Below are 21570 nucleotides of genomic sequence, written 5' to 3'. Positions count from 1 at the left end.
TTCACGCGCCGTCTCCGTCCTTCTCTTCCGGGGTCTGCTGGGGAGTCTCGGGTGCCGGGGTGTCAGCCGATGGAACGTCGGGTGACGACGGAGCAGCTGACGGTGCCTCGGGAGTCGGCTCGGCCGACTTCCCCGGCTCGTCGTAGGCGGGTACCGGCGCGTGCCACGGGGCGTCCGCGCTCTGCGTCCGGGCCACCTTCGGCGCGGCAGGCTCGGCGGACTCGGTGGGCGCGGCGGGCTCGGTCGGCGTGGCGGGCGCGGGCGCCGCCTGGCTGGTCGACCCCTCGGTGATGCTGCGGTTGCGCCGCGGCCGGTCGGCCCGCACCGCCGGGGCGCCCTCGACACCCGCGGCCGCACCGGCACCTGCACCGCGCGCCGCCGCACCGGCGGCCCCCGCCGCGCGCGGCCCGCGCGCGGCCCGGGCCGGCCGCTCGGCCACCGGCGGCAGGGTGCCCTTGAGCGGGCCCCACTCGTTCGGGTCCGGCACACCGGCCGGCTGCATCTTGCGCCGGGCCGGGCCCTCGCCCTCGCTCTCGCCCGGCTCCTTGGCACCCGGCCAGGCCTTGGCCACCCGGGCGGCCAGCACGAACTCCTTGCGCAGCGGGTGCCCCTCGAAGCCCTCCGGCAGCAGCAGCGGCTCCAGGTGCGGGTGCCCGGCGAAGCCGATGCCGAACATCTCGTGGGTCTCCCGCTCGTGCCAGGAGGCCCCGGCGTACACCGCGGCGCAGCTCGGCAGCACCGCCGCGTCCCGGGCCACCCGGGTGCGCAGCAGCAGCCGGCGCAGCTCGCCCGGCCCGCCCACGGCGGCCAGGTGGACGCAGACCGCGAAGCCCTCGCCCAGCTCGTCGACCGCGCTGAGCCAGTCGAAGAAGCGCAGCCCGAGCCCGTCCCGGGCGGCGGTCAGCGCCTCGATCCAGTGCTCGGCGGGGACGTCCACGGTGCAGAGGTCGTAGGCCTGCACGGCGGTGGCCCAGGGGCCGATCGCCGCGGCGGCCGCCTCGGGGTCCAGCGGGGTGCTCACTGCGCACCCCCGGGCCCGGGCAGCAGCGGCCGGCGCAGCGCCTCGGCGGAGGGGCCGGTGTAGCGCTCGGGCAGCGACTCGGCGGCGATCTTCTCCTGGAGCTTGAGGATGCCCTGCAGCAGCGCCTCGGGCCGCGGCGGGCAGCCGGGCACGTAGACGTCGACCGGGATGATCTGGTCCACGCCCTTGGTCACCGAGTAGGAGTCCCAGTAGGGCCCGCCGGAGTTGGAGCAGGCGCCGAAGGAGATGACGTACTTGGGTTCCGGCATCTGCTCGTAGAGCCGCTTCACGGCGGGGGCCATCTTGTCCGTCACGGTGCCCGAGACGATCATCAGGTCGGCCTGCCGGGGGCCGGGGGCGAACGGGATCACACCCATCCGGATGAAGTCGTGCTTGGCCATCGACGCGGCGATGAACTCGATCGCGCAGCAGGCCAGGCCGAAGTTGAAGCACCAGAGGCTGTAGCGGCGCCCCCAGTTGAGCACCACCTTGACCGGGTCCGGGGCCAGCCGGGCCAGCGGGCCGAGCCGGCGCTGTTCGAGCGCGCCGGGGCCCGGCCGGGCCGGGTCCGGCAGCCCGAGCGGCACCGGGCCGTCGGCACCGTCCGGGCCGTGCCCGTGCGGGTGACCGTGGGTCAGGTCCATTCCAGAACGCCCTTCTTCCAGGCGTAGAGCAGCCCCACCGCCAGGAACCCGAGGAAGACGAACATCTCGACCAGGGTGCCCGCGCCGAAGCCCGCGGCGGCGAAGACCGTCGCCCACGGGAAGAGGTAGATGGCGTCCACCGCGAAGATCACGTAGAGGAAGGCGTAGACGTAGTAGCGCAGCTGGGTGTGCGCCCAGCCCTCGCCGACCGGGTCCACGCCGCACTCGTAGGTGAGCAGCTTCTCGGGCGAGTGGATGACCGGGCGCAGCAGCCGGTTGGCGCTGAACGCGACCGCCACGAAGAGCACGCCGATCACCGCGAGCAGGCCGACCGCCGCGTAGGCGTCGAAGTAGCCGCTCCCCAGCGCGGGGTCGGCCGCGAGGGCGGCGGCCCGGGGCCCCTCCATGCGTTCGCCTCCAGCGGTCTTTACCCAATCAATAAGCTCGGTACGGCGTGAGTCTATGGCCACCGCCCCGCTCCACAGCTACCCCTCCCGACCCGTGGGACACCTCACGAGACGATCACCACACGAATCACACCGGGCCCGGGTGGGGTTAACCCCCGCCCCGGAACGGGCACCGGCCCCCGTGCGCGGAGCGGGCCCGGCTTGCCAAGCTGGGCTCGGTCACTTCGGGGTGCCGCAGCCCCTGGCCCAGCAGAACGGACGGAGACCCGATGAACAGACCGCTCTACGGTGCGCGGATGTGGCGCCAGGTCGGCGAGCACCTGATCGGCTTTCCGATCGGCGTCGCCTCCTTCGTCTTCACGGTGCTCACCCTCACCGCGGGCGCCGGGTTCAGCCTCACCGTGGTCGGCCTGCCGCTGCTCGCCGGCGGGCTGCGCGGCTGCCGCGGGCTGGGCGGCTGGGCCCGGCGGCGGGCCAGGTCCGCCTTCGGCGCGCAGGTCGCCGAGCCGGAGCCGCTGCGGCCGGCCCGCCCGGGCGTGGCCGGCCTGGTGCTGGCCACCCTCGCTGACGGCCTGTGCTGGCGCTCGGCGCTCTACTGCCTGCTGATGCTGCCCTGGGGGATCATCAGCTTCACCCTCACCCTGGTGCTGCTGGTGGTCGGCTGGCCGGTGCTGCCCTTCGTGGTGGGCTGGCTGGCGGCCGCGCACCGGGTGCTGGTCGAGCTGCTGCTCAGCCCGGGCGCGGCCGAGCAGCGGGTGCGCGAGCTGGAGGAGGACCGCGGCGCGGTGGTCGACACCGCCGCCGCCGACCTGCGCCGGATCGAGCGCGACCTGCACGACGGCGCCCAGGCCCGGCTGGTGGCGCTGGCCATGGACCTGGGCCTGGCCAAGGAGAAGCTGCTGGACACCGAGCTCTCCGCGGAGCAGGCCTCGGCGGCGAAGATGGTGGACGCCGCGCACGGCGAGGTGAAGCTGGCCCTGCAGGAGCTGCGCGACCTGGCCCGCGGCATCCACCCGGCGGTGCTCACCGACCGCGGGCTGGACGCGGCGCTCTCCGCGGTGGCGGCCCGCTGCACGGTGCCCGGCGGGGTCCGGGTGAACGTCGACCTGGCCGGCCCGGACGGCACCGCCGAGCGCCCGGACTCGGCGGTCGAGGGGATCGCCTACTTCACCGTCAGCGAGCTGCTCACCAACACCTCGAAGCACGCCGGCGCCTCCCGCGCCACGGTGGACGTCTGGCGCTCCGCCGACCGGCTGATGGTGCAGGTCACCGACGACGGGAAGGGCGGCGCGACGCTGCCCGACGGCTCGCCGCGGCCCGGCGGCGGACTGGCCGGCCTGGCCGAGCGGGTCGGCGCGGTGGACGGGGTGTTCCTGGTGGAGAGCCCCGAGGGCGGGCCGACCTCGGTGACGGTGGAGCTGCCCTGGCGCACCCGGGCGGCCCGCGCCGGCCGCTGAGCGGCGGCCCGACGGCCCGGCGGCAACCCTTGCGCGGTCGGCCGCCGGGCCTGCTCTGACCACCCGTCAGGAGCCGAGCGTCCCCAGGGTCACCTGGACGGTGCTGCTCTGCCCGTTGCGGGTGTAGGTGACCGGGGTCTGGCTGCCCGGGGTGAGCGAGGCCAGCGCGGTGGTCAGGTCGGAGAGCGAACTGACCTGGGTGTTGCCGACCTTGGTGATCACGTCCCCGGGCTGCATGCCGGCCGCGGCGGCCGGACCGCCGGAGGTGGTGCTGACCACCACCACGCCCGCCGGCTTGAAGTCGCTGCCGTAGTAGGTGCGGGCGCTGATGCCGAGCGCCGCCCGGCCGGAGTTGGTGACCTTGCCGCTCTGGATCAGCTGGTCGGCGATGCTGGTGATGGTGGCGCTCGGGATCGCGAAGCCGATGCCGGGCGCGGCGCTGCCGTTCAGCTGCTGGTCCACCGCGGCCAGCGTGTTGATGCCGATCACCTGGCTGGAGAGGTTGACCAGCGCGCCGCCGCTGTTGCCCGGGTTGATCGCGGCCGAGGTCTGCACCATGTTGCCGATGGTGGCGCCGGGCGAGTCGGTGCTCTTCGGCTCGGTGACGGTCCGTCCGGTGCCCGAGACGATGCCCTGGGTCACGCTGCTGGACAGGCCCAGCGGGCTGCCCATGGCCAGCGTGATCTGGCCCAGCTCGACCTTGCTGCTGTCGCCGAAGACCGCCGGGCGCAGGCCGCCGGGCGGGCTGCTCAGCTTGATCACCGCGAGGTCGGAGTCGGGGTAGCTGCCGACCAGGGTGGCGTCGAGCTGGTTGCTGCTGTTCGCCAGGCTGACCTGGAAGCTGGTGGCGCTGCCCACCACGTGGGCGTTGGTGACGATGTCGCCCTTGGTGTCGTAGATGATCCCGGAGCCCAGTCCGGAGGCGGTGGTGATCTGCACCACCGAGGGCAGCACGTTGCCGATCACCTGCTGGTAGTCGTCCTGCAGCGTGTTGCTGACGGTGGGTGAGCCGGAGGCGGCGACCGGGGTGGCCGAGCCGGTGGTCGAGGAGGAGGACGAGGACTTGCTGCCACTGGTGCAGCCGGCCAGCGCCAGCGCGACGCAGGCCAGCACCACGACCGGCCCGGCCGCCTTCGGCCCGGTGGGACGGGGTCCGCTGGGGAACGGTCGGGTGTGGTCCTTCGAGGGGTGCACCTGGCTGCCTCCGGTTCGCGCATGCGGGCGTGCTGAACCCGGCCCTGGGGCCGGGCTTTGTCAGCATTTCACCTTTATGTCCGAATCCCCGGCGCGGCGCGCCGCGCTGCGCTACCGCTGCTCGGGCACCGCCGTCCCGTAGACCGCGTCCAGCGCGTAGACGCAGCGGTCCTTGCTGCTCACGAAGACCCGCCCGAGCGCGGCCACCGGAGAGCCCGTCAGTTCGCCCTTGGTGCCCAGCTCCCAGCGCAGCCGTCCGGTGGCCAGGTCCACGGTGTGCAGCGAGTGGTCCCGGCTGCCCAGGTGCACCAGACCGTCGGCGGCGGCCGGCGCGCCGACCACCTCGCCGCGGGCCGAGTAGCGCCACAACTCCCGGCCGTCCGCGGTGTCGAAGGCGTAGAGGGTGTCGCCGCTGGCGATCAGCGCGGTGCGGCCGGCCAGCACCACCGGCTCGGCGCCCTGCCGGCTGGCCGTCCGGGCCTGCCAGCGCACCCGGCCGGTGGCCGCGTCCAGGGCGTAGAGCGTGCCCAGGTAGTCGGCCACGTAGACCGCCGGGTTCGGCGAGTCGTCCAGCACCGGCGGGGTGAAGAGCGAGACCGGCGCGTCGAACCGCCAGTGCTGCGCCCCGCTCGCCGCGTCCAGCGCGTAGACCGCGGTGCCGGCCGTGACCAGCACCCGGCTGCCGCGCACCGCCGGCCGGGACGGCACGTCCTCGCCGACCGGGAAGGACCAGCGCGGCAGCCCGCCCCTGGCGTCCACGCAGCGCAGCCGCCCGCCGCCGTAGTAGAAGGCGGCGCCGGCCAGCAGGGCCGGCCCGGACTGCGGGTTCTCGTAGTCCTGCTGGGCGTCCTCGGCCCGCCACAGCTCCGCGCCGTTCGCGGTGGAGCGGGCCTGCACGCCGCCGCCGCGCAGCCCGCAGAGCAGCACCCCGTCGCCCGCGTCCAGCGAGTACACCCAGCCGTCCAGCGAGGTGCGCCAGCGCTCGGTGCCGTCCGCCACGTCCACGGTGTAGAGGTGTGGGCCGTCGGCCGCGTGCAGCCGGCCGGCGTCCACCGCGACCGCCCAGGCCACGTCCCGGGTCTTGTAGCGGCGGCGGCCGGTGGCGATGTCCAGCGCGTGCACCTCGAAGCTGGAGATGAAGAGCGTGCCGTCGGCCACCAGCGGGGTGCCCCAGACGTCGTTGGACATCCGGAACCGCCACGGGCGCCAGCGGGCCCCGCCGGTCGTCTCGGGGCGCACCGCCGGGGCGGGGGGCGCGGCCTGGCCGCCCTCCGCCGGCCGCGCGCCGGTGGGAGCCGCGTCGGACCGGCGGATCCAGTCGGTGCCGGCCGGCATCGGTCCGCCGGTCTGCCCGTTGTCGGCGTGCGCCTGCGGGCCGGGCCCTATCCGCACGTTGGACAGCCGCACCTCGCCCTGCGGCGACCGGCGGGCGTGCGAGCCGAGCTTGGCGGTGGCCACCTCGCCGGCCTCGCCGGTCGGCGCGGCGTGCGGGCGCGGCCCGAACGCGTCGGGCGGCGGGCCCCAGGGCTCGGCGGCCGGCGGGCCGGCGTGCGCGCCGACCGGCGTCTGCGCCAGGTAGGGCGCGGGCACCGGGGACTGCGGCACCACCGGCGGGACGGTCGGCTGCGGCGGCACCTGCATCGAGGGGGACGGCGGCGGCACCTGGGCGGAGGGCTGCGGCGGCTCCGGCGCCCGCGGCGCGCTGACCGAGCGTCGGCCCAGGCGCTTGCGCTCGATCAGCGCCAGCGCGTCGGGCGGCAGCCAGTCGCCGCCCTCCTCCCCCGCGTCGTCCCGGGAGAACAGGTGCGGGGCCAGCTCGGACTGGATCTGCGCGGGCGTCGGCCGGTGCTCCGGCGCCGCCCGCATGCAGGCGGCCACCAGGTCGGCCAGCTCCGCCGGCAGCCCGGACAGGTCCGGCTCCTCGCGCAGCAGCTTGAAGACCGTCTCCACCGGATTGCCGCCGCGGAACGGCGCGTGGCCGGTGGCGCAGAAGACCAGCAGCGAGCCGAGCGAGAAGACGTCGCTCGCGCCGGTCACGCTGCGGCTGTCCTTGGCCTGCTCCGGCGACATGTAGGCGGGCGTGCCGACGGCCACGTTGGTCATGGTCAGCCGGGTGCTGGAGACGCCGGCCGCGATGCCGAAGTCGATCACCCGCGGACCGTCCTCCACCACCAGCACGTTGGAGGGCTTGAGGTCGCGGTGCACCAGGCCGGCCGCGTGGATCGACTGCAGCGCCTCGGCGATGCCGGCGACCAGCCAGCGCACCGCCTCCACCGGCAGCGGCCCGCACTCCTCGACCAGGTCCTCCAGCGAGGGCGCCGGCACGTAGGCGGTGGCCAGCCAGGGCACCCGGGCGTCCGCGTCGGCGTCCACCACGGCGGCGGTGTAGAAGCCGCCCACCGTCTTGGCCGCCGCGATCTCGCGGGCGAACCGGACCCGGAACAGCTCGTCCTCGGCGAGCTCGCCGCGCACCGTCTTGATCGCCACCCGTCGGCCGGCGGGCGACCGTGCCAGGTACACCAGCCCCATCCCCCCGGCGCCGAGGCGCCCGAGCACCTCGAACGGCCCGATCCGTCTCGGATCCTGCGCCGTCAGCTGGTCCACTCGGCTGCCACCTCCCCGTCCGCGCGCGCCACCTGATCGGCGGCCGCTCCGATTCTCCAATGCCCCTGCCGTCTGAGCCAATCTCCCCCCGCCGGTGCGTCCCACCCGTGTCCCGGTGGAACGTCTGGTTCCGGCCAGCCCGTCAGCTCGGCCGCTTCCACACGGAACTGACGGGCATTCGGAACGTCACGGCGCGCTACGCAGAGCGACCCGAGGCCCCCTCAGCCCACACGCCGTCACTCTGTGCCGCCATCAGCACACGGGGGGGCTCCGAATATCGCTATCCGCCGATCGATTAGCACCCCGAGCGGACTAATAGTCGCATCACCGAATCGCGCCATGATCGGTGCGCGGTAAGCTGACGGCATGACAGGACAAGTTCGCACCGTCGACGGTCGCGTCGCCGGGCGACGCGGACAGGAGACGCGGCAGAAGCTGCTCGACTGCCTCCGCGAGATGCTCAGCACGTCGCCGTACCGGGACGTCAAGGTCATCGACGTCGCCCGTATGGCGGGTACCTCCCCCGCGACCTTCTACCAGTACTTCCCGGATGTCGAGGGCGCTGTCCTCGAGATCGCCGAGGAAATGGCCAAGGACAGCGTCGAGCTCAAAGAGCTGATCGACGGAAAGTCCTGGGCAGGAAAGTCCGGCACCACCACCTCCGAAGAACTGGTGGACGGATTCCTCGCCTTCTGGCGCAAGAACGATGCCATTCTGCGAGTGGTGACGCTCGGTGCTGCCGAAGGGGACAAGCGGTTCTTCAAGATCCGCATGACCGTCCTCAACTCGGTGGCCAAGCCGCTCACGGATGCCATCAAGGAACTCCAGGCCAAGGGCCAGGCCGACAAGGCGCAGGACGCCGCCGCGACGGCAGGCTCGCTGATCTCGCTGCTCGCTTCGGCGGCCGAGCACCAGAAGGCCTTCACCTCCTGGGGTGTGAAGGTCAAGGACCTGAAGCCCACCCTCGCCCCCCTGGTCTACCTGGGCATCACCGGCAAGAAGCCGCCCAAGTAAGGCCCTCCTACGACCCGTGGTACCAGCTCGACAACAGAATGCTCGCGCGCGGCCCCGGCCCTCCTGTCCGGTGCAACGACGGGCGGCGGCCGTGTCCTCGGGGGAGGTTCGCCGACGTACCGCAGCGCGCGGGCGAACGCCGACGGCGGTGTGCACCAGCACACCGCCGTCGGTCTTTTCGCGTTCGGGCCCCGGTCAGGGGCAGCGCACCACCTGGCCGGCGTAGGCCAGCCCGCCGCCGAAGCCGAAGAGCAGCACCGGGTCGCCGGTGGTCAGCTCGCCGCGCTCGACCAGCTTGCTCAGGGCCAGCGGGATCGAGGCCGCCGAGGTGTTGCCGGAATCCACCACGTCCCGGGCGATCACCGCGTCCGGCGCGCCCAGCTTGCCGGCGATCGCGTCGATGATCCGCAGGTTGGCCTGGTGCGCCACGAAGCCCTTCAGCTCGCTCGGCTCGATTCCGGCCTTCTCGCAGGCCTGCCGGGCGAGTGGCGCGATCCGGGTGGTGGCCCAGCGGAAGACCGACTGCCCCTGCTGGGAGATCACCGGCTTCCAACCGGTGATGACGACGGCGTCGCTCCGCTCCGGCTCGGAGCCCCAGAGCACCGGGCCGATGCCCGGCTCGGCGCCCTCGGGCTGGGCCTCGACCACGGCCGCGCCCGCGCCGTCGGCGAAGATCACGGCGGTCGAGCGGTCCGCCCAGTCGATGGTGTCGCTCATCCGCTCGGCGCCGATCACCAGCGCCGTCCGGGCCGCGCCGGCCCGGATCGCGTGGTCGGCGGTGGCCAGCGCGTAGGAGAAGCCGGAGCAGACGGTGTTGATGTCGTAGGCGGCCGGCGAGCTGATGCCCAGTCGGGCGGCCACCGCGCAGGCGGTGTTCGGGCTGCGCTCCACCGCGGTGCAGGTGGCGACCACCACGAGGTCGATCTCGGCGGCGGTCCGCCCGCTGGCGGCCAGCGCCTTCTGCGCGGCCTCGGTGGCGAGGTCGACGAGGGTCTCGCCCTCGGCGATGTGGCGCTGTCGGATGCCCACCCGGCTGCGGATCCACTCGTCGTCGGTGTCCACCACGAGGGCGAGATCGTCGTTGGTGAGCACCTTCGGCGGCTGGTAGTGGCCGAGCGCTACGATGCGGGAACCGGTCATGGTGCCACTCAAACGGTTACCGGTGGGTCAACTGAACACGCCAAGTGACAACGTAAAGCGGTTTCGTCTGTAGGACACGGACAACGGCCCTTGTCCCGCAACGACGCACGGGGCGCATCGGGACAATTCTCACGTTGCCAACGAGGCCGCGTCGCCCATCACGATCACCGGGTGCGCCGCCGGGTCCAGGGTGCGGACCAGCTCGGCCATGTGGTCCTCGGAGACCGAGACGCAGGCGTGGGTCGGGCCGCCGTGGTCCACGTGGATCCAGATCCCGCCGCCCTTCTGCGCGCCCATCGGCTCGCGCGGGTCCAGCGGGGAACTGCCGACCACCCGGTTGTAGTCGATCGCCACCACGTAGTCGAAGGCGCCGGCCAGCGGCTCGCCGTCGAAGCCGGTGCCGCCCGCGACGAAGCCCTTGTCCTGGTGGTAGGGCAGCTTGCTGCCCGGGTCGGACTTGAGGCCGCCCGCGTCGCTGAGGGAGAAGACGCCGATCGGGCTGCGCAGGTCGCCGACCGAGTGGTCGGCGGTCCAGCCCGAGTAGCCGTTGTGCGCGGGCCAGCTCGCGCCCGGCCGCCAGCGGTTGTCCGGGGTGCGGCTCCACAGCGTCACGGTGGTGTCGGAGGAGTCCTTGGCGGCGCCGGAGGCGAGCACCACCTGGTTGGCGCCGGCCGGTATCTGCCCGGCGAAGCCCGGGCCGAGCCCGGGTATCGCGGCGAAGGTGCCGTCGGCGCGGTCCGAGCGGTCGGCCGCCGGGGTCCCGGTGTGCGGGTCGGCCGGGGTGGGTGCGACCTGCTGCGGGGAGGCCGGGCCGGCCGCCGGCTCGGGCGCCGCCTGCGCCGTCGCACCGCCCCGGCCGTGCGCGGCGAAGGCGCCGCCGGGGCCGAGGGCGAACCAGCCGGCGGCCGCCGCGATCAGCAGCGCCGCCGTGCCCGGCAGGATCCGCCGCTTCGGCTTCGCCCGGCGCCGCCGCCCCCGGGACCCGCCGCCCTGCTCCGCCTGCGGCGGGGGGCTGGGGCGGCGGCGTCCTGCGGCACGATGGGATCCGGACATGCGGTCGATCCTGCCAAATTGATAACCGATCGGTAAACCCGGTCCGCCATAAATCCTGGTGAAGGGGCATCAGGCCTGGTGAAGGCCCTGCGGCTGCCGCAGGTCAGAGGCGCATCGCCTGCGGAACGTCTCGGCGGCCGAGATCCGGGCCCGGGTACTCGCGGATGATCTCGTACCGGGTGTTGCGCTCGACCGGCCGGAAACCGGCGTCGCGGATCAGGTCCAGCAGGTCGTCGCGGCCCAGCTTGTTCGGGGTGCCGAAGTTGTCCGCGTCATGGGTGATCTTGTACTCGACCACCGAGCCGTCCATGTCGTCCGCACCATGACTGAGCGCCAGCTGGGCGGTGGTGACGCCGTGCATCACCCAGAAGACCTTGACGTGCGGCACGTTGTCGAAGAGCAGCCGGGAGACCGCGAAGGTCTTCAGGGCCTCGGCGCCGGTGGCCATCTCGGTGCGCGCCATCAGCCGGTTGCGGACCACGCCGTCCTTGGAGTCGTGGAAGTCGTGCTGGTAGCGCAGCGGGATGAAGACCTGGAAGCCGCCGGTCTCGTCCTGGAGTTCGCGCAGCCGCAGCACGTGGTCGACCCGGTGGCGGGGCTCCTCGATGTGGCCGTAGAGCATGGTGCACGGGGTCTTCAGGCCCTTTTCGTGCGCCAGGCGGTGGATCCGCGACCAGTCCTCCCAGTGGGTCTCGTGGTCGACGATGTGTTGGCGGACCTCCCAGTCGAAGATCTCCGCGCCGCCGCCGGTCAGCGACTCCAGGCCGGCGTCGATCAGCTCGTCGAGGATCTCGCTGGCGCTCAGTCCGCTGATCTTCTCGAACCAGTGGATCTCGGTGGCGGTGAACGCCTTGAGCGAGACGGTCGGCAGCGCGGCCTTCAACTCGCGCAGCGAGCGCGGGTAGTAGCGCCAGGGCAGCGTGGGGTGCAGGCCGTTGACGATGTGCAGCTCGGTCAGCGACTCGCTCTCCATCGTCTTGGCGAGCCGCACCGCCTCCTCGATCCGCATCGTGTACGCGTCCTTCTCGCCCGGCTTGCGCTGGAACGAGCAGTAGGCGCAGCTGGCGGCGCAGACGTTGGTCATGTTGAGGTGGCGGTTCACGTTGAAGTGGACCTTGTCGCCGTTCATCCGGGTCCGCACGTGGTGCGCCAGGCCGCCCAGCCAGGCCAGGTCGTCGCTCGCGTAGAGCGCGATCCCGTCCTCCCGGGTCAGCCGCTCGCCCGCGTAGACCTTCGCCTCCAGCTCGCGCTTCAGCCCTGCGTCCATGCGGTGGCCCGCCTCTCTGTCCTTCGTTTCACAGTCCGGAACGAGAGTACGCCTATGCCGTCAGCAGCTCGGACAGCAGCGTCGGTTCCAGGTTGCCGCCGCTCAGCACCGCCGCGAAAACCCGTCCGCCCAGCTCACCGGCCCGGTAGAGGTAGGCCGCCGTGCTGACCGCGCCGGAGGGTTCGGCGACCAGCCGGCCGCGCTGGGCCAGCACCGCCACCGCGTCCCGGATCTCCTGCTCACTGACCGTCACGATGTCGTCCACGTAGGCCTGCACGTGCTCGAACGGCAGCACCCCGAGCGAGGGCTGCCGCAGGCCGTCGGCGATCGTCCGGTAGGTGTCCGCGACCGGCCAGACCACCCGGGTGCCGGCCCGCAGGCTGCCCTGCGCGTGGGCGGCCAGCTCCGGCTCCACGCCGATCACCCGCACCCCGGGGGTGGTCAGCTTGATCGCGGCGGCGACGCCGCTGATCAGGCCGCCGCCGGAGATCGGCACCAGCACGGTGTCCAGCTGGTCCGGGGCGTCCTCGCCGATCTCCAGGCCCACCGTGCCCTGGCCGGCGATGATGTACGGATCGTCGTACGGCGGCACCCAGACGTAGTCGTGCTCCTCGGCCAGCTCGGCCGGCACCTCCTCGCGCCGCTCCGGCGTCACCAGCAGCACCTCGGCCCCGAAGGCCCGGGTGTTGGCCACCTTGACGGCGGGTGAGGCCTCCGGCATCACGATCACGGCCTTGATGCCGAGCAGCTGCGCCGCGTACGCCACCGCCTGCGCGTGGTTGCCGCTGGACTGCGCGACCACGCCGCGGGCCCGCTCCTCGGCCGAGAGCGCGGCCAGCCGGTTGTAGGCGCCGCGGATCTTGAAGGCACCGGTCGGCTGGAGGCTCTCCGGCTTCAGCCAGAGACTGCGCCGACCGTCCTGCGCCCACGGGCACGGGAGCAGCGGCGTGCGCACCGCCACCCCCGCGATCCGCCGCTGGGCCGCGCGCAGCTCCTCCACCCCGACCAGTGCCATCAGTGCCTCACTCCCAGCTTCGATCCAACCGCTTGATGCCCTGCTCCTGCGCTCCGTGCGGGTGCCACCTCTCCCAGCCTCCGGCCGGGGGCACCCCCGCCTCGGCGACCCCCACACTCCGCTGCGTCGCAGGTCAGTCGCTAGCCAAAGGCAGTTCGCTGACCCGGTTCTCCCACTTGGTGGAGAGCACCACGGTGGTCCTGGTGCGGGCCACCCCCTTGGTGCCGGAGAGCCGCTTCACCACCGACTCCAGCCCCTCCACGTCGGAGACCCGGACCTTGAGCATGTACGAGTCGTCGCCGGCGATGAACCAGCAGTCCTCGACCTCGCCGAGGTCCTTGAGCCGGTGCGCCACGTCCTCGTGGTCGGCCGCGTCGGTCAGCTGCAGGCCGATCAGGGCCGTCACGCCGAAGCCGAGCGAGGCCGGGTTGACCGTCGCCCGGTAGCCGGTGATCACCCCGGCCTGTTCCAGCCGGTTGATCCGGTCCGTGACGCTCGGCCCGGACAGGCCCACCAGACGCCCCAGTTCCGCGTAGGAGGCGCGCCCGTTCTGACGCAGCGCCTGGATGAGCTGTCTGTCCACCGTGTCCATGTACCGTCCCGCGTCCTTCCGAGCTGCTATCGCAGAGAACATACTCTCCCGGCAAGTACCGTCTTACGCCCCCCGCGCCACTCTCTCCGCACCCAGCTCCCCCGCCCAGCGTCGGTAGAGCCCGTGCGGCACGCCCACGGCGTCCAGCACCCGGCCGGCCACGAAGTCCACCAACTCCTGCGCCGTCGAGCCGCCGGCGTAGAAACCGGGCGAGGCGGGCAGCACCACGGCGCCGGCCGCGTCCAGCTCCACCAGGTGACGAAGCGTCACCGAGTCGAGCGGCGTCTCGCGCAGGCAGACCACCAGCGGCCGGCGCTCCTTGAGGGTGACGGCCGCGGCCCGCTGCAGCAGGTCCTTGCTCAGCCCGAGCGCCATCCCCGCCACCGCGCCGGTGGTGGCCGGCACCACCAGCATCCCCTTGGCCGGGTAGGAGCCGCTGGACGGGCCGGCCGCGAAGTCGCCGGCCGTCCAGTAGCGCACGTCGTCGAGGTCCTGGTCGGCGCCGATCCAGGCGGCCAGGTCGGTCCGCCAGTGCGCGTCCCGGAAGGAGATCCCGGTCTCGTCCAGGATGGTCAGCCGGGCGGCCCGGGAGACCACCAGGTCCACCGCCTCCCCCGCGGCGATCAGCGCCCGCAGCACCGACGCCGCGTACGGGGTGCCCGAGGCACCGGCGACGGCGACCACCCAGGGGCGGCGGACGGTTCGTTGTTCGTTCTCCACAGCACCGGACCCTAGACCCTCGGTGGATCGGGGGGCGGCGTCGCGACGCCCGGACTCTCGCCTGGACGGCTTCTCCTCAGTCGCCAATGCTCCGCATGGACTCCTTCGTCGGCACCGCCCAGACTCGGCCCGAACGCCGCTCCTTCACCCACCCCCCAATCCACCGAGGGTCTGCGGGAGGATGCTGGCGTGACTGCTCCGGTTCTGCACGACCTCACCCACCAGGTCACCACCGGCATGCCCGTCTACCCGGGCGACCCCGAGGTGGCCCTGCGACCGGCCCTGACCAGCGACACCGCCGGGGTCAACCTGCTCTCGGTGCACCTCGGCTCCCAGTCCGGCACCCACGTGGACGCGCCCTACCACGTGGACGTCACCTGGCCCACCCTGGACGGGCTGCCGCTGGAGCGCTTCACCGGCCCGGCCGTGCTGGCCGACCTGCGGGCGCTGCCGCCCCGCAGTGCGGTGACGCCCGATCAGCTGGCGCCCGCGCTGGAGCGGGTGGTGCCGGGCGCGGTGCTGCTGCTGGCCACCGGCTGGCCCCGGTTCTGGGGCACCGACCGCTACCTGGCGCACCCCTACCTGACGCCCGGGGCGGCCACCGCGATCGTCGAGGCGGGCGTGCGCACGGTCGGCGTGGACGCGCTCAGCGTCGACCCGACCGCCGACCCGGGCCCCGGCGACCCGGCGGTGGCAGCCCTGCTGGCCGGCCTGGCCGACGAGCACGACCCCGGCCAGCCCTCCGCCGCCGCCCTGCCGGTGCTGGACGCGCACCGGATCCTGCTCGGCGCCGAGGGCGGCGGGGTGATCGCCGAGAACCTCACCGACCTGACGGCCCTGGTCGAGGCGCAGGCCCGGGGGAAGTCGATCACCGTGACGCTCTTCCCGCTGCGGCTCGCGGCGGCGGACGGTGCGCCGATCAGGGCCGTGGCCCGGGTGGAGTGACGGTCGGTCAAGGCCGCGGGGACCATTGCCGTGCTCCCGACAATTGGCGCGCTTGGTCTAGACCATCCTCCGTAGGCGCCGATAAGCTGACGGGCCATGGCAGAGATCATCGGAGTCGTCGAACGGCTCTGGCGCTACCCCGTGAAGTCCACCGCCGGGGAGCGGTTGAGCGAGGTGCACCTCGATGAGCGCGGCCTGGCCGGCGACCGGCTGTACGCGGTGCGGGACGGCGACGGGAAGATCGGGTCCGGGAAGAACACCCGACGGTTCCGCCGGATGGACGGACTGCTGCGGCTCGGCTCCCGGCTCGGCCACCGGCTCGACCGCCCCGAGCTGCTGGATCCGCTCGGCCGGCCGGTCACCGACCCGGCCGCCTTCCTGCGCGCCTACCTCCAGCGGCCCGAGGTGGCGCTCGCCCGGGAGGACGGCGTCTCGCACTTCGACCAGAGCCCGGTCAGCGTGGTGTCCACCGCCACCCTGGACTGGCTGCGCGAATCACTGCCGCAGACCCTGGTGGACGAACGCCGGTTCCGCCCCAACATCGTGCTGCGCACCCCGCCCGGAACCCGTCCGTTCGTCGAGGACGACTGGCTGGGCCGGGAGGGCTGCTTCGGCTCCGGCGCCCGGCTCAGCTTCACCGGGACCAGCGAGCGCGGGGTGATGACCGCCACCGCCCAGCCCGGGCTGCCGCACGCGCCCGAACTGCTGCGGCTGATCGCCATCGCGCACGGCAACCGGCTGGACGCGCTGGCCGCGGTCGGCGCGGTCGGGCCGCTGCGGGTGGGCGACCGGCTCCGGCTGAGCTGACCGGCCGCCCTGACGCCGGGTCAGGCGAAGTGCAGCCCGCGCAGGATCAGGTCCAGGAAGGCGAAGGCGAACAGCGAGATCCCGACGAAGCCGTTGATGCTGAAGAACGCCCGGTTCAGCTTCGAGATGTCGTGCGGCTTCACGATCGAGTGCTCGTAGAGGAAGGCCGCCACCACCACGGCCAGGCCGATGTAGAAGGCCGGCCCGGCGTGGGTCAGCACCCCGTACCAGGCCAGCAGGCCCGCGGTGACGGCGTGGCAGGCCCGGGCGCCGTGCAGCGCGCCGGCCACCCCGAACCGGGCCGGCACCGAGCGCACCCCCTCGGCCCGGTCCGCCGCCACGTCCTGGCAGGCGTAGATCAGGTCGAAGCCGCCGATCCAGATGCCGACCGCCAGGCCCAGCACCACGGCCTCCCAGGACCAGCTGCCGGTGACCGCCAGCCAGGCCCCGACCGGGCCCATCGCCTGGGCCAGCCCGAGGATCGCCTGCGGGAAGTCGGTGAACCGCTTGCCGTACGGGTAGACCACCATCGGCACCACGGCCACCGGGGCGAGCGCCAGGCAGAGCGGGTTGAGCGAGGCCGCCGCGCCCAGGAAGACCAGCAGCGCGGCCGCCGAACCGGTGTAGGCGGTGCGCAGCGAGACCGCGCCGGTGACCAGCTCGCGGCCGGCGGTGCGCGGGTTCCGGGCGTCCAGCTCGCGGTCGATGATCCGGTTGGCGGCCATCGCGAAGGTGCGCAGGCTGACCATGGCGATCGTGACGATCAGCAGCTCGCCCCAGTGGATCCGCCGGTTCGCCAGGAACATCGCGGTGAAGGAGGCGATGTAGGCGAACGGGAGGGCGAAGATCGAGTGCTCGATCATCACCAGGCGCAGGAAGGCCTTGATCCGGCCGGGCGGCGGCGCCTCGAAGAGTTCGGCCGTGCTCACAGCCCGTACTCCTTCCAGCGCTGGTCCACCAGGGCGGCCGTGGCCGGGTCCGAGGTGATCATCTCGGGCCAGCCGCCGTCCCGGGTGTAGCCCTCCTCCGGGAGCTTGCGGGTCGCGTCGATGCCCGCCTTGCCGCCCCAGAACTTCTGGTACGAGGCGTGGTCCAGGTGGTCCACCGGCCCCTCGACCACGCTCAGGTCGCGGCTGTAGTCCACGTTGCCCAGGGCCCGCCAGGCGACCTCCTGGTAGTCGTGCACGTCGCAGTCGGCGTCGACCACCACGATCAGCTTGGTCAGCGACATCATGTGGGCGCCCCAGATCGCGTGCATCACCTTCTGGGCGTGCTTGGGGTACTTCTTGTCGATCGAGACGATCACGCAGTTGTGGAACCCGCCGGCCTCCGGCAGGTCGTAGTCCACGATGTCCGGCACGATCACCTTGAGCAGCGGCAGGAAGAAGCGCTCGGTGAACTTGCCCAGCGGCCCGTCCTCGGTCGGCGGCCGGCCGACCACGATGGACTGCAGCAGCGGGCGGCGGCGCATGGTGACGCAGTCGATGGTCAGCGCCGGGAAGGGCTCCTGCGGGGTGTAGAAGCCGGTGTGGTCGCCGAACGGGCCCTCCGGCAGCAGCTGGTCCGGCTCCAGCCAGCCCTCCAGCACCACCTCGGCGTCGGCCGGCACCTGGAGCGGCACGGTGCGGCAGTCCACCATCCGCACCCGCTCGCCGGCCACGAAGCCGGCGAACAGGTACTCGTCGATGTCGCCGGGCAGCGGTGCGGTGGCCGCGTAGGTCACCACCGGCGGGCAGCCGAAGGCGATCGCCACCGGCAGCCGCTCGCCGCGCTTGGCGGCCACCGCCGCGTGGTTGCGGCTGTCCTTGTGGATCTGCCAGTGCATGCCGATGGTCCGCTTGTCGTGCCGCTGCAGCCGGTAGAGGCCGAGGTTGCGCACGCCGGTGTCGGGGTCCTTGGTGTGGGTCAGGCCGAGGTTGAAGAACGACCCGCCGTCCTTGGGCCAGGTGAAGAGCGCGGGCAGCTGGTCCAGGTCCACCTGGTCGCCGGTGAGCACCACCTCCTGCACCGGCGCCTCGGCGGCCTTCACCTTGCGCGGCGGCACGTGGGTCATCGAGGCGAGCTTGCCGAAGGCGTCCCGGACGCCGGTGAAGCCGTGCGGGAGCTCGGGCTTCAACAGACCGGCGATCTTGTCCGCGATGTCGGCCGGCGACTTCAGGCCGAGCGCCTTGGCCAGCCGGCGCTCGGTGCCGAACACGTTCATCGCCAGCGGCATCGAGGCGCCCTTGACGTCCTCGAAGAGCAGCGCCGGGCCCTTGGCCTTCTGCACCCGGTCGACGATCTCCCCGATCTCCAGGTGGGGGTCGACCGCCACCTTGATGCGCTTGAGGTCGCCTTCGCGTTCGAGGGCCCGCAGGAAGGAGCGGAGATCGTCGTATGCCATGGCAGCCAGTATCGGGTACGCCCCCGCCCGTCCCGCTCGCACCCCGCCCATGCCCTGCGGAGGAGCTTTTGGCGTATCCCTACGATTGCGGGTGCGTGAACGGCTCCCCCGCACCCGGGTCGGCCGCGGCGGCCCAGCAGTGGGCGAACTGCCCGTTTTGTGAGGGATCCGGGACCGGGAAACCCGCCCTGAGCTGCGAAATCGCCGAGCGGTAGACTCCGCGGCCGCACTCCCGGGCCGGCGACCGGATGCACCTCGCGTTAACACCCCCAACAGGGGCCCGGAACAGGCGATCTGTAGCCCTCTCACAGGTAATGCCCGCCGACCTTGTACGGAACCAACGCCGAACCGCAGCGGTGAACCCTCGTAATGTCGTAGGGGAAGAATGAAATCGCAGCCGGGGCCCACAACTCGACGCCGACTGCTCGCGCGCTCACAACTGGGAGTTCGAGATGACGGTGTTGCGGGAGGCTGCCGCGGGGGAACCCGCCGACGCGCGTGGCCGGGTGGCCGAACTGCTCGAACTGCGCGAGTTGGTGCGGCGCGGCCCGAGCGACGCGGCCACCGAGGCGCAGCACGCCAAGGGCAAGCTGACCGCGCGCGAGCGGATCGAACTGCTGCTGGACGAGGGCTCCTTCCACGAGGTCGAGCCGCTGCGCCGGCACCGCGCCCAGGGCTTCGGCCTGGAGGCCAAGAAGCCGCACACCGACGGTGTCATCACCGGTTGGGGCACCGTGCACGGCCGCACCGTGTTCACCTACGCCCACGACTTCCGGATCTTCGGCGGCGCGCTGGGCGAGGCGCACGCCCAGAAGATCCACAAGATCATGGACATGGCCATCGCGGCCGGCGCCCCGCTGATCTCCCTGAACGACGGCGCCGGCGCCCGGATCCAGGAGGGCGTCACGGCGCTGGCCGGCTACGGCGGCATCTTCCAGCGCAACACCAAGGCCTCCGGGGTGATCCCGCAGATCTCCGTGATGCTCGGCCCGTGCGCCGGCGGCGCGGCCTACAGCCCCGCGCTGACCGACTTCGTCTTCATGGTCCGCGAGACCTCGCAGATGTTCATCACCGGCCCGGACGTGGTGCAGGCCGTCACCGGCGAGAAGATCAGCCAGAACGGCCTGGGCGGCGCGGACGTGCACTCCGCCGTCTCCGGCGTGGCGCACTTCGCCTACGACGACGAGCAGTCCTGCATCGAGGAGGTCCGCTACCTGCTCTCGATGCTGCCGCAGAACAACCGCGAGATGCCGCCGGCCACCCCCGTCGACGACCCGGTGGAGCGGCGCTGCGAGGCCCTGCTGGACCTGGTGCCGGCCGACGGCAACCGCCCGTACGACATGCGCAAGGTGATCGAGGAGATCGTCGACCACGGCGAGTACCTGGAGATCCACGAGCGCTGGGCGACCAACGTCATCGTGGCGCTGGCCCGGATCGACGGCCACGTGGTCGGCCTGATCGCCAACCAGCCCCAGTCGCTGGCCGGTGTCCTGGACATCAACGCGTCGGAAAAGGCCGCCCGCTTCGTGCAGATGTGCGACGCCTTCAACATCCCGCTGGTCACCCTGCTGGACGTGCCGGGCTTCCTGCCCGGCGTGGACCAGGAGCACGGCGGCATCATCCGGCACGGCGCCAAGCTGCTCTACGCCTACTGCAACGCCACCGTGCCGCGGATCTCGCTGATCCTGCGCAAGGCCTACGGCGGCGCCTACATCGTGATGGACTCCCAGTCGATCGGCGCCGACCTGACCTACGCCTGGCCGACCAACGAGATCGCCGTGATGGGCGCCGAGGGCGCCGCCAACGTGATCTTCCGCCGCGACATCAACGGCGCCGAGGACCCGGAAGCCATGCGGGCCCAGAAGATCAAGGAGTACAAGAGCGAGCTGATGCACCCCTACTACGCCGCCGAGCGCGGCCTGGTGGACGACGTCATCGACCCCTCGGAGACCCGCACCGTGCTGGCCGCCGCGCTCGCCATGCTCCGCACGAAGCACGCCGACCTGCCCTCCCGCAAGCACGGCAACCCGCCGCAGTGACGGGTGCGCACCGCGAGCGGACCGCGGTGCGCACCCCGTCCTGACACACCCCCAGCCGACCCACGCCCAGGAGCTTACGATGACCGAGCCTCTCGTCCGCGTCACCCGCGGCAGCCTCACCGACGAGGAACTGGCGGCGCTGACCGCCGTGCTGATGGCCCGTGCGGCCGCCGTCCAGGCTGCCGCCCCGGCCGCCCGGATCGAGCCGATCGCCCGCTGGCAGCGGCTGGAGCGCCGCCCGTCCTACTTCTCGCCGTTCAGCTGGCAGCAGGCCGCCTGACCGCCTGACCCGCCTGTCGGGAGGCGGCCGGGCGGTCGGCTCAGGCCGTCAGCCGCTTCTCGAACCAGTGCGCCGAGTACCGGCTGTCGTTGTACCGGGGGATCTCCCGGTAGCCGTTGCGGGCGTACAGCGCCCGCGCCTCGACCAGGTCGGAGCGGGTGTCCAGGCGCAGCACCGACATCCCCCGTGCCGCGGCCTCGACCTCGACCGCGGCGAGCAGCCGGGTGCCGCCGCCGCTGCCCCGGGCCGCGGGGTACAGGAAGACCTTGGTGACCTCGCCGGTGCTCTGGTCCAGCCGGCGCAGGCCGATGCAGCCCAGCACCACGCCGGCCGGGTCCCGGGCGAGCAGGAACTCGGCCAGCCCGGCGGCGGGTTCGGCCGCCACCACCTCGTCCACCTCGGCCGCGGTGGTGGGGCGGCCGTGGTAGCGCTCGATCATCTCGATCAGGTAGTCCCGCAGCACCGCCACCGCGTCCGGGTGGTCCACCGGGGTGGGTTCGAAGGTCCAGGCGTTCGTGTCCATCCGGCCATGATCGCCTTCGGATGACCCACAGTCAGCTGATTATCAGGCGGCGACCAGCGCGGCCGAGGAACGGCCGGCGTGCATCAGGTCCAGGTGGGCGGCGAGCAGCTGCGGGTCCTGGTCGAGCCAGAGCCGCAGCGCCGCGCCGAGCATCGCGCTGCCCGAGCCGAGCCGCACGCCGGTGGCCCCGGCCACCGTGGCGGCAGCCGGCACCAGCAGGTCGGCCAGCGGGCCGGGCAGCCAGACGGTCAGCGCGCAGGGGGCCGGCTCGGCGAGTGCGGCCAGCAGCAGGTAGGACCGGGCCGGGCCGTGCAGGGTGGGCAGGATGTCCAGCAGGCCGTCGGCGACCACCTCGGACAGGTCACTGCGGTGCCCCTGGGCGAGCCGGCGCAGCAGTGCCCGCTCCGCCACGGTGATCCGGACCTTCAGCATGATCTCTTCGCTGTCCACGGCGCGGTTCTCCTT

21 protein-coding genes are annotated in these 21570 nt (G+C 72.8%); 6 read left to right on the top strand and 15 right to left on the bottom strand.

From position 1 onward, the window contains the following. Position 1: 1 nt before the first annotated feature. The 3 genes from FHX73_RS16085 to FHX73_RS16075 are packed head-to-tail and all read right to left on the bottom strand — an operon-like array spanning position 2 to position 2072. Complete coding sequence (locus FHX73_RS16085) at positions 2-1021, bottom strand: NADH-quinone oxidoreductase subunit C (protein ID WP_145905667.1); 1020 nt, start codon at positions 1019-1021, stop codon at positions 2-4. Then, positions 1018-1665 (bottom strand): NADH-quinone oxidoreductase subunit B, encoded by a 648-nt coding sequence (locus FHX73_RS16080; RefSeq protein ID WP_145905666.1) that lies wholly within the window; start codon positions 1663-1665, stop codon positions 1018-1020. Before FHX73_RS16080 ends, FHX73_RS16085 begins: the two co-directional genes overlap by 4 nt. Next, a complete protein-coding gene (locus tag FHX73_RS16075) occupies positions 1656-2072 on the bottom strand; it encodes an NADH-quinone oxidoreductase subunit A (RefSeq protein ID WP_145905665.1) in 417 nt (138 codons plus the stop codon). The genes FHX73_RS16080 and FHX73_RS16075 overlap by 10 nt, the downstream gene beginning before the upstream one ends. Positions 2073-2341: 269 nt before the next feature. On the opposite strand from FHX73_RS16075, the gene FHX73_RS16070 reads away from it, so the two are divergent. Then, complete coding sequence (locus FHX73_RS16070) at positions 2342-3529, top strand: sensor histidine kinase (protein ID WP_145905664.1); 1188 nt, start codon at positions 2342-2344, stop codon at positions 3527-3529. A 66-nt stretch (positions 3530-3595) separates the two neighbouring features. On the opposite strand, the gene FHX73_RS16065 is transcribed toward FHX73_RS16070, so the two are convergent. Both FHX73_RS16065 and FHX73_RS16060 read right to left on the bottom strand, forming a co-directional pair. Continuing rightward, a complete protein-coding gene (locus tag FHX73_RS16065) occupies positions 3596-4645 on the bottom strand; it encodes a S1C family serine protease (protein ID WP_170305070.1) in 1050 nt (349 codons plus the stop codon). Positions 4646-4834: 189 nt separating this feature from the next. Further along, complete coding sequence (locus FHX73_RS16060; RefSeq protein WP_145905662.1) at positions 4835-7327, bottom strand: serine/threonine-protein kinase; 2493 nt, start codon at positions 7325-7327, stop codon at positions 4835-4837. 366 nt (positions 7328-7693) lie between these two features. Here FHX73_RS16060 and FHX73_RS16055 point away from each other — a divergent pair, with 366 nt between their 5' ends. Next, on the top strand, positions 7694-8341 hold the full coding sequence (locus FHX73_RS16055; RefSeq protein WP_145905661.1) for a TetR family transcriptional regulator: 648 nt from the start codon (positions 7694-7696) through the stop codon (positions 8339-8341). Positions 8342-8536: 195 nt separating this feature from the next. Here the strand turns inward: FHX73_RS16055 and FHX73_RS16050 are convergent, their stop codons facing one another. The 6 genes from FHX73_RS16050 to FHX73_RS16025 form a co-directional block, all read right to left on the bottom strand. Next, the gene (locus FHX73_RS16050; protein ID WP_145905660.1) at positions 8537-9481 is read right to left on the bottom strand and encodes a beta-ketoacyl-ACP synthase III; all 945 of its coding nucleotides are present in this window, start codon (positions 9479-9481) and stop codon (positions 8537-8539) included. Between the two features lie 129 nt (positions 9482-9610). Continuing rightward, on the bottom strand, positions 9611-10534 hold the full coding sequence (locus FHX73_RS16045) for a L,D-transpeptidase family protein (RefSeq protein WP_145905659.1): 924 nt from the start codon (positions 10532-10534) through the stop codon (positions 9611-9613). 103 nt (positions 10535-10637) lie between these two features. Continuing rightward, the gene (gene mqnE, locus FHX73_RS16040) at positions 10638-11801 is read right to left on the bottom strand and encodes an aminofutalosine synthase MqnE (protein ID WP_145905658.1); all 1164 of its coding nucleotides are present in this window, start codon (positions 11799-11801) and stop codon (positions 10638-10640) included. A gap of 52 nt (positions 11802-11853) precedes the next feature. Next, entirely contained in the window at positions 11854-12816 is a 963-nt protein-coding gene (locus FHX73_RS16035) for a threonine ammonia-lyase (RefSeq protein WP_145905657.1), read from the bottom strand. A gap of 133 nt (positions 12817-12949) precedes the next feature. Beyond that, entirely contained in the window at positions 12950-13408 is a 459-nt protein-coding gene (locus tag FHX73_RS16030) for an Lrp/AsnC family transcriptional regulator (protein WP_145905656.1), read from the bottom strand. 63 nt (positions 13409-13471) lie between these two features. After that, positions 13472-14128, bottom strand: coding sequence for a UbiX family flavin prenyltransferase (locus FHX73_RS16025; RefSeq protein ID WP_145905655.1), 657 nt, complete (start codon positions 14126-14128; stop codon positions 13472-13474). Between the two features lie 189 nt (positions 14129-14317). Here FHX73_RS16025 and FHX73_RS16020 point away from each other — a divergent pair, with 189 nt between their 5' ends. Together FHX73_RS16020 and FHX73_RS16015 are read left to right on the top strand one after the other, a co-directional pair. Further along, the gene (locus FHX73_RS16020; RefSeq protein ID WP_246213555.1) at positions 14318-15073 is read left to right on the top strand and encodes a cyclase family protein; all 756 of its coding nucleotides are present in this window, start codon (positions 14318-14320) and stop codon (positions 15071-15073) included. 96 nt (positions 15074-15169) lie between these two features. Beyond that, complete coding sequence (locus tag FHX73_RS16015; RefSeq protein WP_145905654.1) at positions 15170-15880, top strand: MOSC domain-containing protein; 711 nt, start codon at positions 15170-15172, stop codon at positions 15878-15880. Between the two features lie 20 nt (positions 15881-15900). On the opposite strand, the gene mqnP is transcribed toward FHX73_RS16015, so the two are convergent. After that, positions 15901-16809 carry a menaquinone biosynthesis prenyltransferase MqnP gene (gene mqnP / locus FHX73_RS16010; RefSeq protein ID WP_145905653.1) on the bottom strand — a complete coding sequence of 303 codons (909 nt, stop codon included), beginning with the start codon at positions 16807-16809 and terminating at the stop codon, positions 15901-15903. Continuing rightward, a complete protein-coding gene (locus FHX73_RS16005) occupies positions 16806-18263 on the bottom strand; it encodes a menaquinone biosynthesis decarboxylase (RefSeq protein ID WP_145905652.1) in 1458 nt (485 codons plus the stop codon). The genes mqnP and FHX73_RS16005 overlap by 4 nt, the downstream gene beginning before the upstream one ends. A gap of 452 nt (positions 18264-18715) precedes the next feature. On the opposite strand from FHX73_RS16005, the gene FHX73_RS16000 reads away from it, so the two are divergent. Then, positions 18716-20302 (top strand): acyl-CoA carboxylase subunit beta, encoded by a 1587-nt coding sequence (locus FHX73_RS16000; protein ID WP_145905651.1) that lies wholly within the window; start codon positions 18716-18718, stop codon positions 20300-20302. A gap of 79 nt (positions 20303-20381) precedes the next feature. Further along, positions 20382-20582, top strand: a complete 201-nt coding sequence (locus FHX73_RS15995) for an acyl-CoA carboxylase subunit epsilon (RefSeq protein WP_145905650.1) — start codon at positions 20382-20384, stop codon at positions 20580-20582. A gap of 40 nt (positions 20583-20622) precedes the next feature. Here the strand turns inward: FHX73_RS15995 and FHX73_RS15990 are convergent, their stop codons facing one another. Continuing rightward, positions 20623-21105, bottom strand: a complete 483-nt coding sequence (locus tag FHX73_RS15990; protein ID WP_145905649.1) for a GNAT family N-acetyltransferase — start codon at positions 21103-21105, stop codon at positions 20623-20625. 42 nt (positions 21106-21147) lie between these two features. Continuing rightward, positions 21148-21555 carry a hypothetical protein gene (locus FHX73_RS15985; RefSeq protein WP_145905648.1) on the bottom strand — a complete coding sequence of 136 codons (408 nt, stop codon included), beginning with the start codon at positions 21553-21555 and terminating at the stop codon, positions 21148-21150. Between the last annotated feature and the right edge of the window lie 15 nt (positions 21556-21570).

The organism is Kitasatospora viridis (assembly GCF_007829815.1).
GTDB classification, from domain to species: domain Bacteria; phylum Actinomycetota; class Actinomycetes; order Streptomycetales; family Streptomycetaceae; genus Kitasatospora; species Kitasatospora viridis.
Note: the sequence above shows the minus strand (reverse complement) of the source record. Positions and strands in the feature narration are given on the sequence as shown.

Excerpts from the sequence above, each read along its gene's own strand:
- FHX73_RS16080 (WP_145905666.1), bottom strand. The coding sequence starts at position 1,665 with ATGGACCTGACCCACGGTCACCCGCACGGGCACGGCCCGGACGGTGCC.
- FHX73_RS16075 (WP_145905665.1), bottom strand. The coding sequence starts at position 2,072 with ATGGAGGGGCCCCGGGCCGCCGCCCTCGCGGCCGACCCCGCGCTGGGG.
- FHX73_RS16070 (WP_145905664.1), top strand. The coding sequence starts at position 2,342 with ATGAACAGACCGCTCTACGGTGCGCGGATGTGGCGCCAGGTCGGCGAG.
- FHX73_RS16055 (WP_145905661.1), top strand. The coding sequence starts at position 7,694 with ATGACAGGACAAGTTCGCACCGTCGACGGTCGCGTCGCCGGGCGACGC.
- FHX73_RS16050 (WP_145905660.1), bottom strand. The coding sequence starts at position 9,481 with ATGACCGGTTCCCGCATCGTAGCGCTCGGCCACTACCAGCCGCCGAAG.
- FHX73_RS16045 (WP_145905659.1), bottom strand. The coding sequence starts at position 10,534 with ATGTCCGGATCCCATCGTGCCGCAGGACGCCGCCGCCCCAGCCCCCCG.
- mqnE (WP_145905658.1), bottom strand. The coding sequence starts at position 11,801 with ATGGACGCAGGGCTGAAGCGCGAGCTGGAGGCGAAGGTCTACGCGGGC.
- FHX73_RS16035 (WP_145905657.1), bottom strand. The coding sequence starts at position 12,816 with ATGGCACTGGTCGGGGTGGAGGAGCTGCGCGCGGCCCAGCGGCGGATC.
- FHX73_RS16030 (WP_145905656.1), bottom strand. The coding sequence starts at position 13,408 with ATGGACACGGTGGACAGACAGCTCATCCAGGCGCTGCGTCAGAACGGG.
- FHX73_RS16015 (WP_145905654.1), top strand. The coding sequence starts at position 15,170 with ATGGCAGAGATCATCGGAGTCGTCGAACGGCTCTGGCGCTACCCCGTG.
- FHX73_RS16005 (WP_145905652.1), bottom strand. The coding sequence starts at position 18,263 with ATGGCATACGACGATCTCCGCTCCTTCCTGCGGGCCCTCGAACGCGAA.
- FHX73_RS16000 (WP_145905651.1), top strand. The coding sequence starts at position 18,716 with ATGACGGTGTTGCGGGAGGCTGCCGCGGGGGAACCCGCCGACGCGCGT.
- FHX73_RS15995 (WP_145905650.1), top strand. The coding sequence starts at position 20,382 with ATGACCGAGCCTCTCGTCCGCGTCACCCGCGGCAGCCTCACCGACGAG.
- FHX73_RS15990 (WP_145905649.1), bottom strand. The coding sequence starts at position 21,105 with ATGGACACGAACGCCTGGACCTTCGAACCCACCCCGGTGGACCACCCG.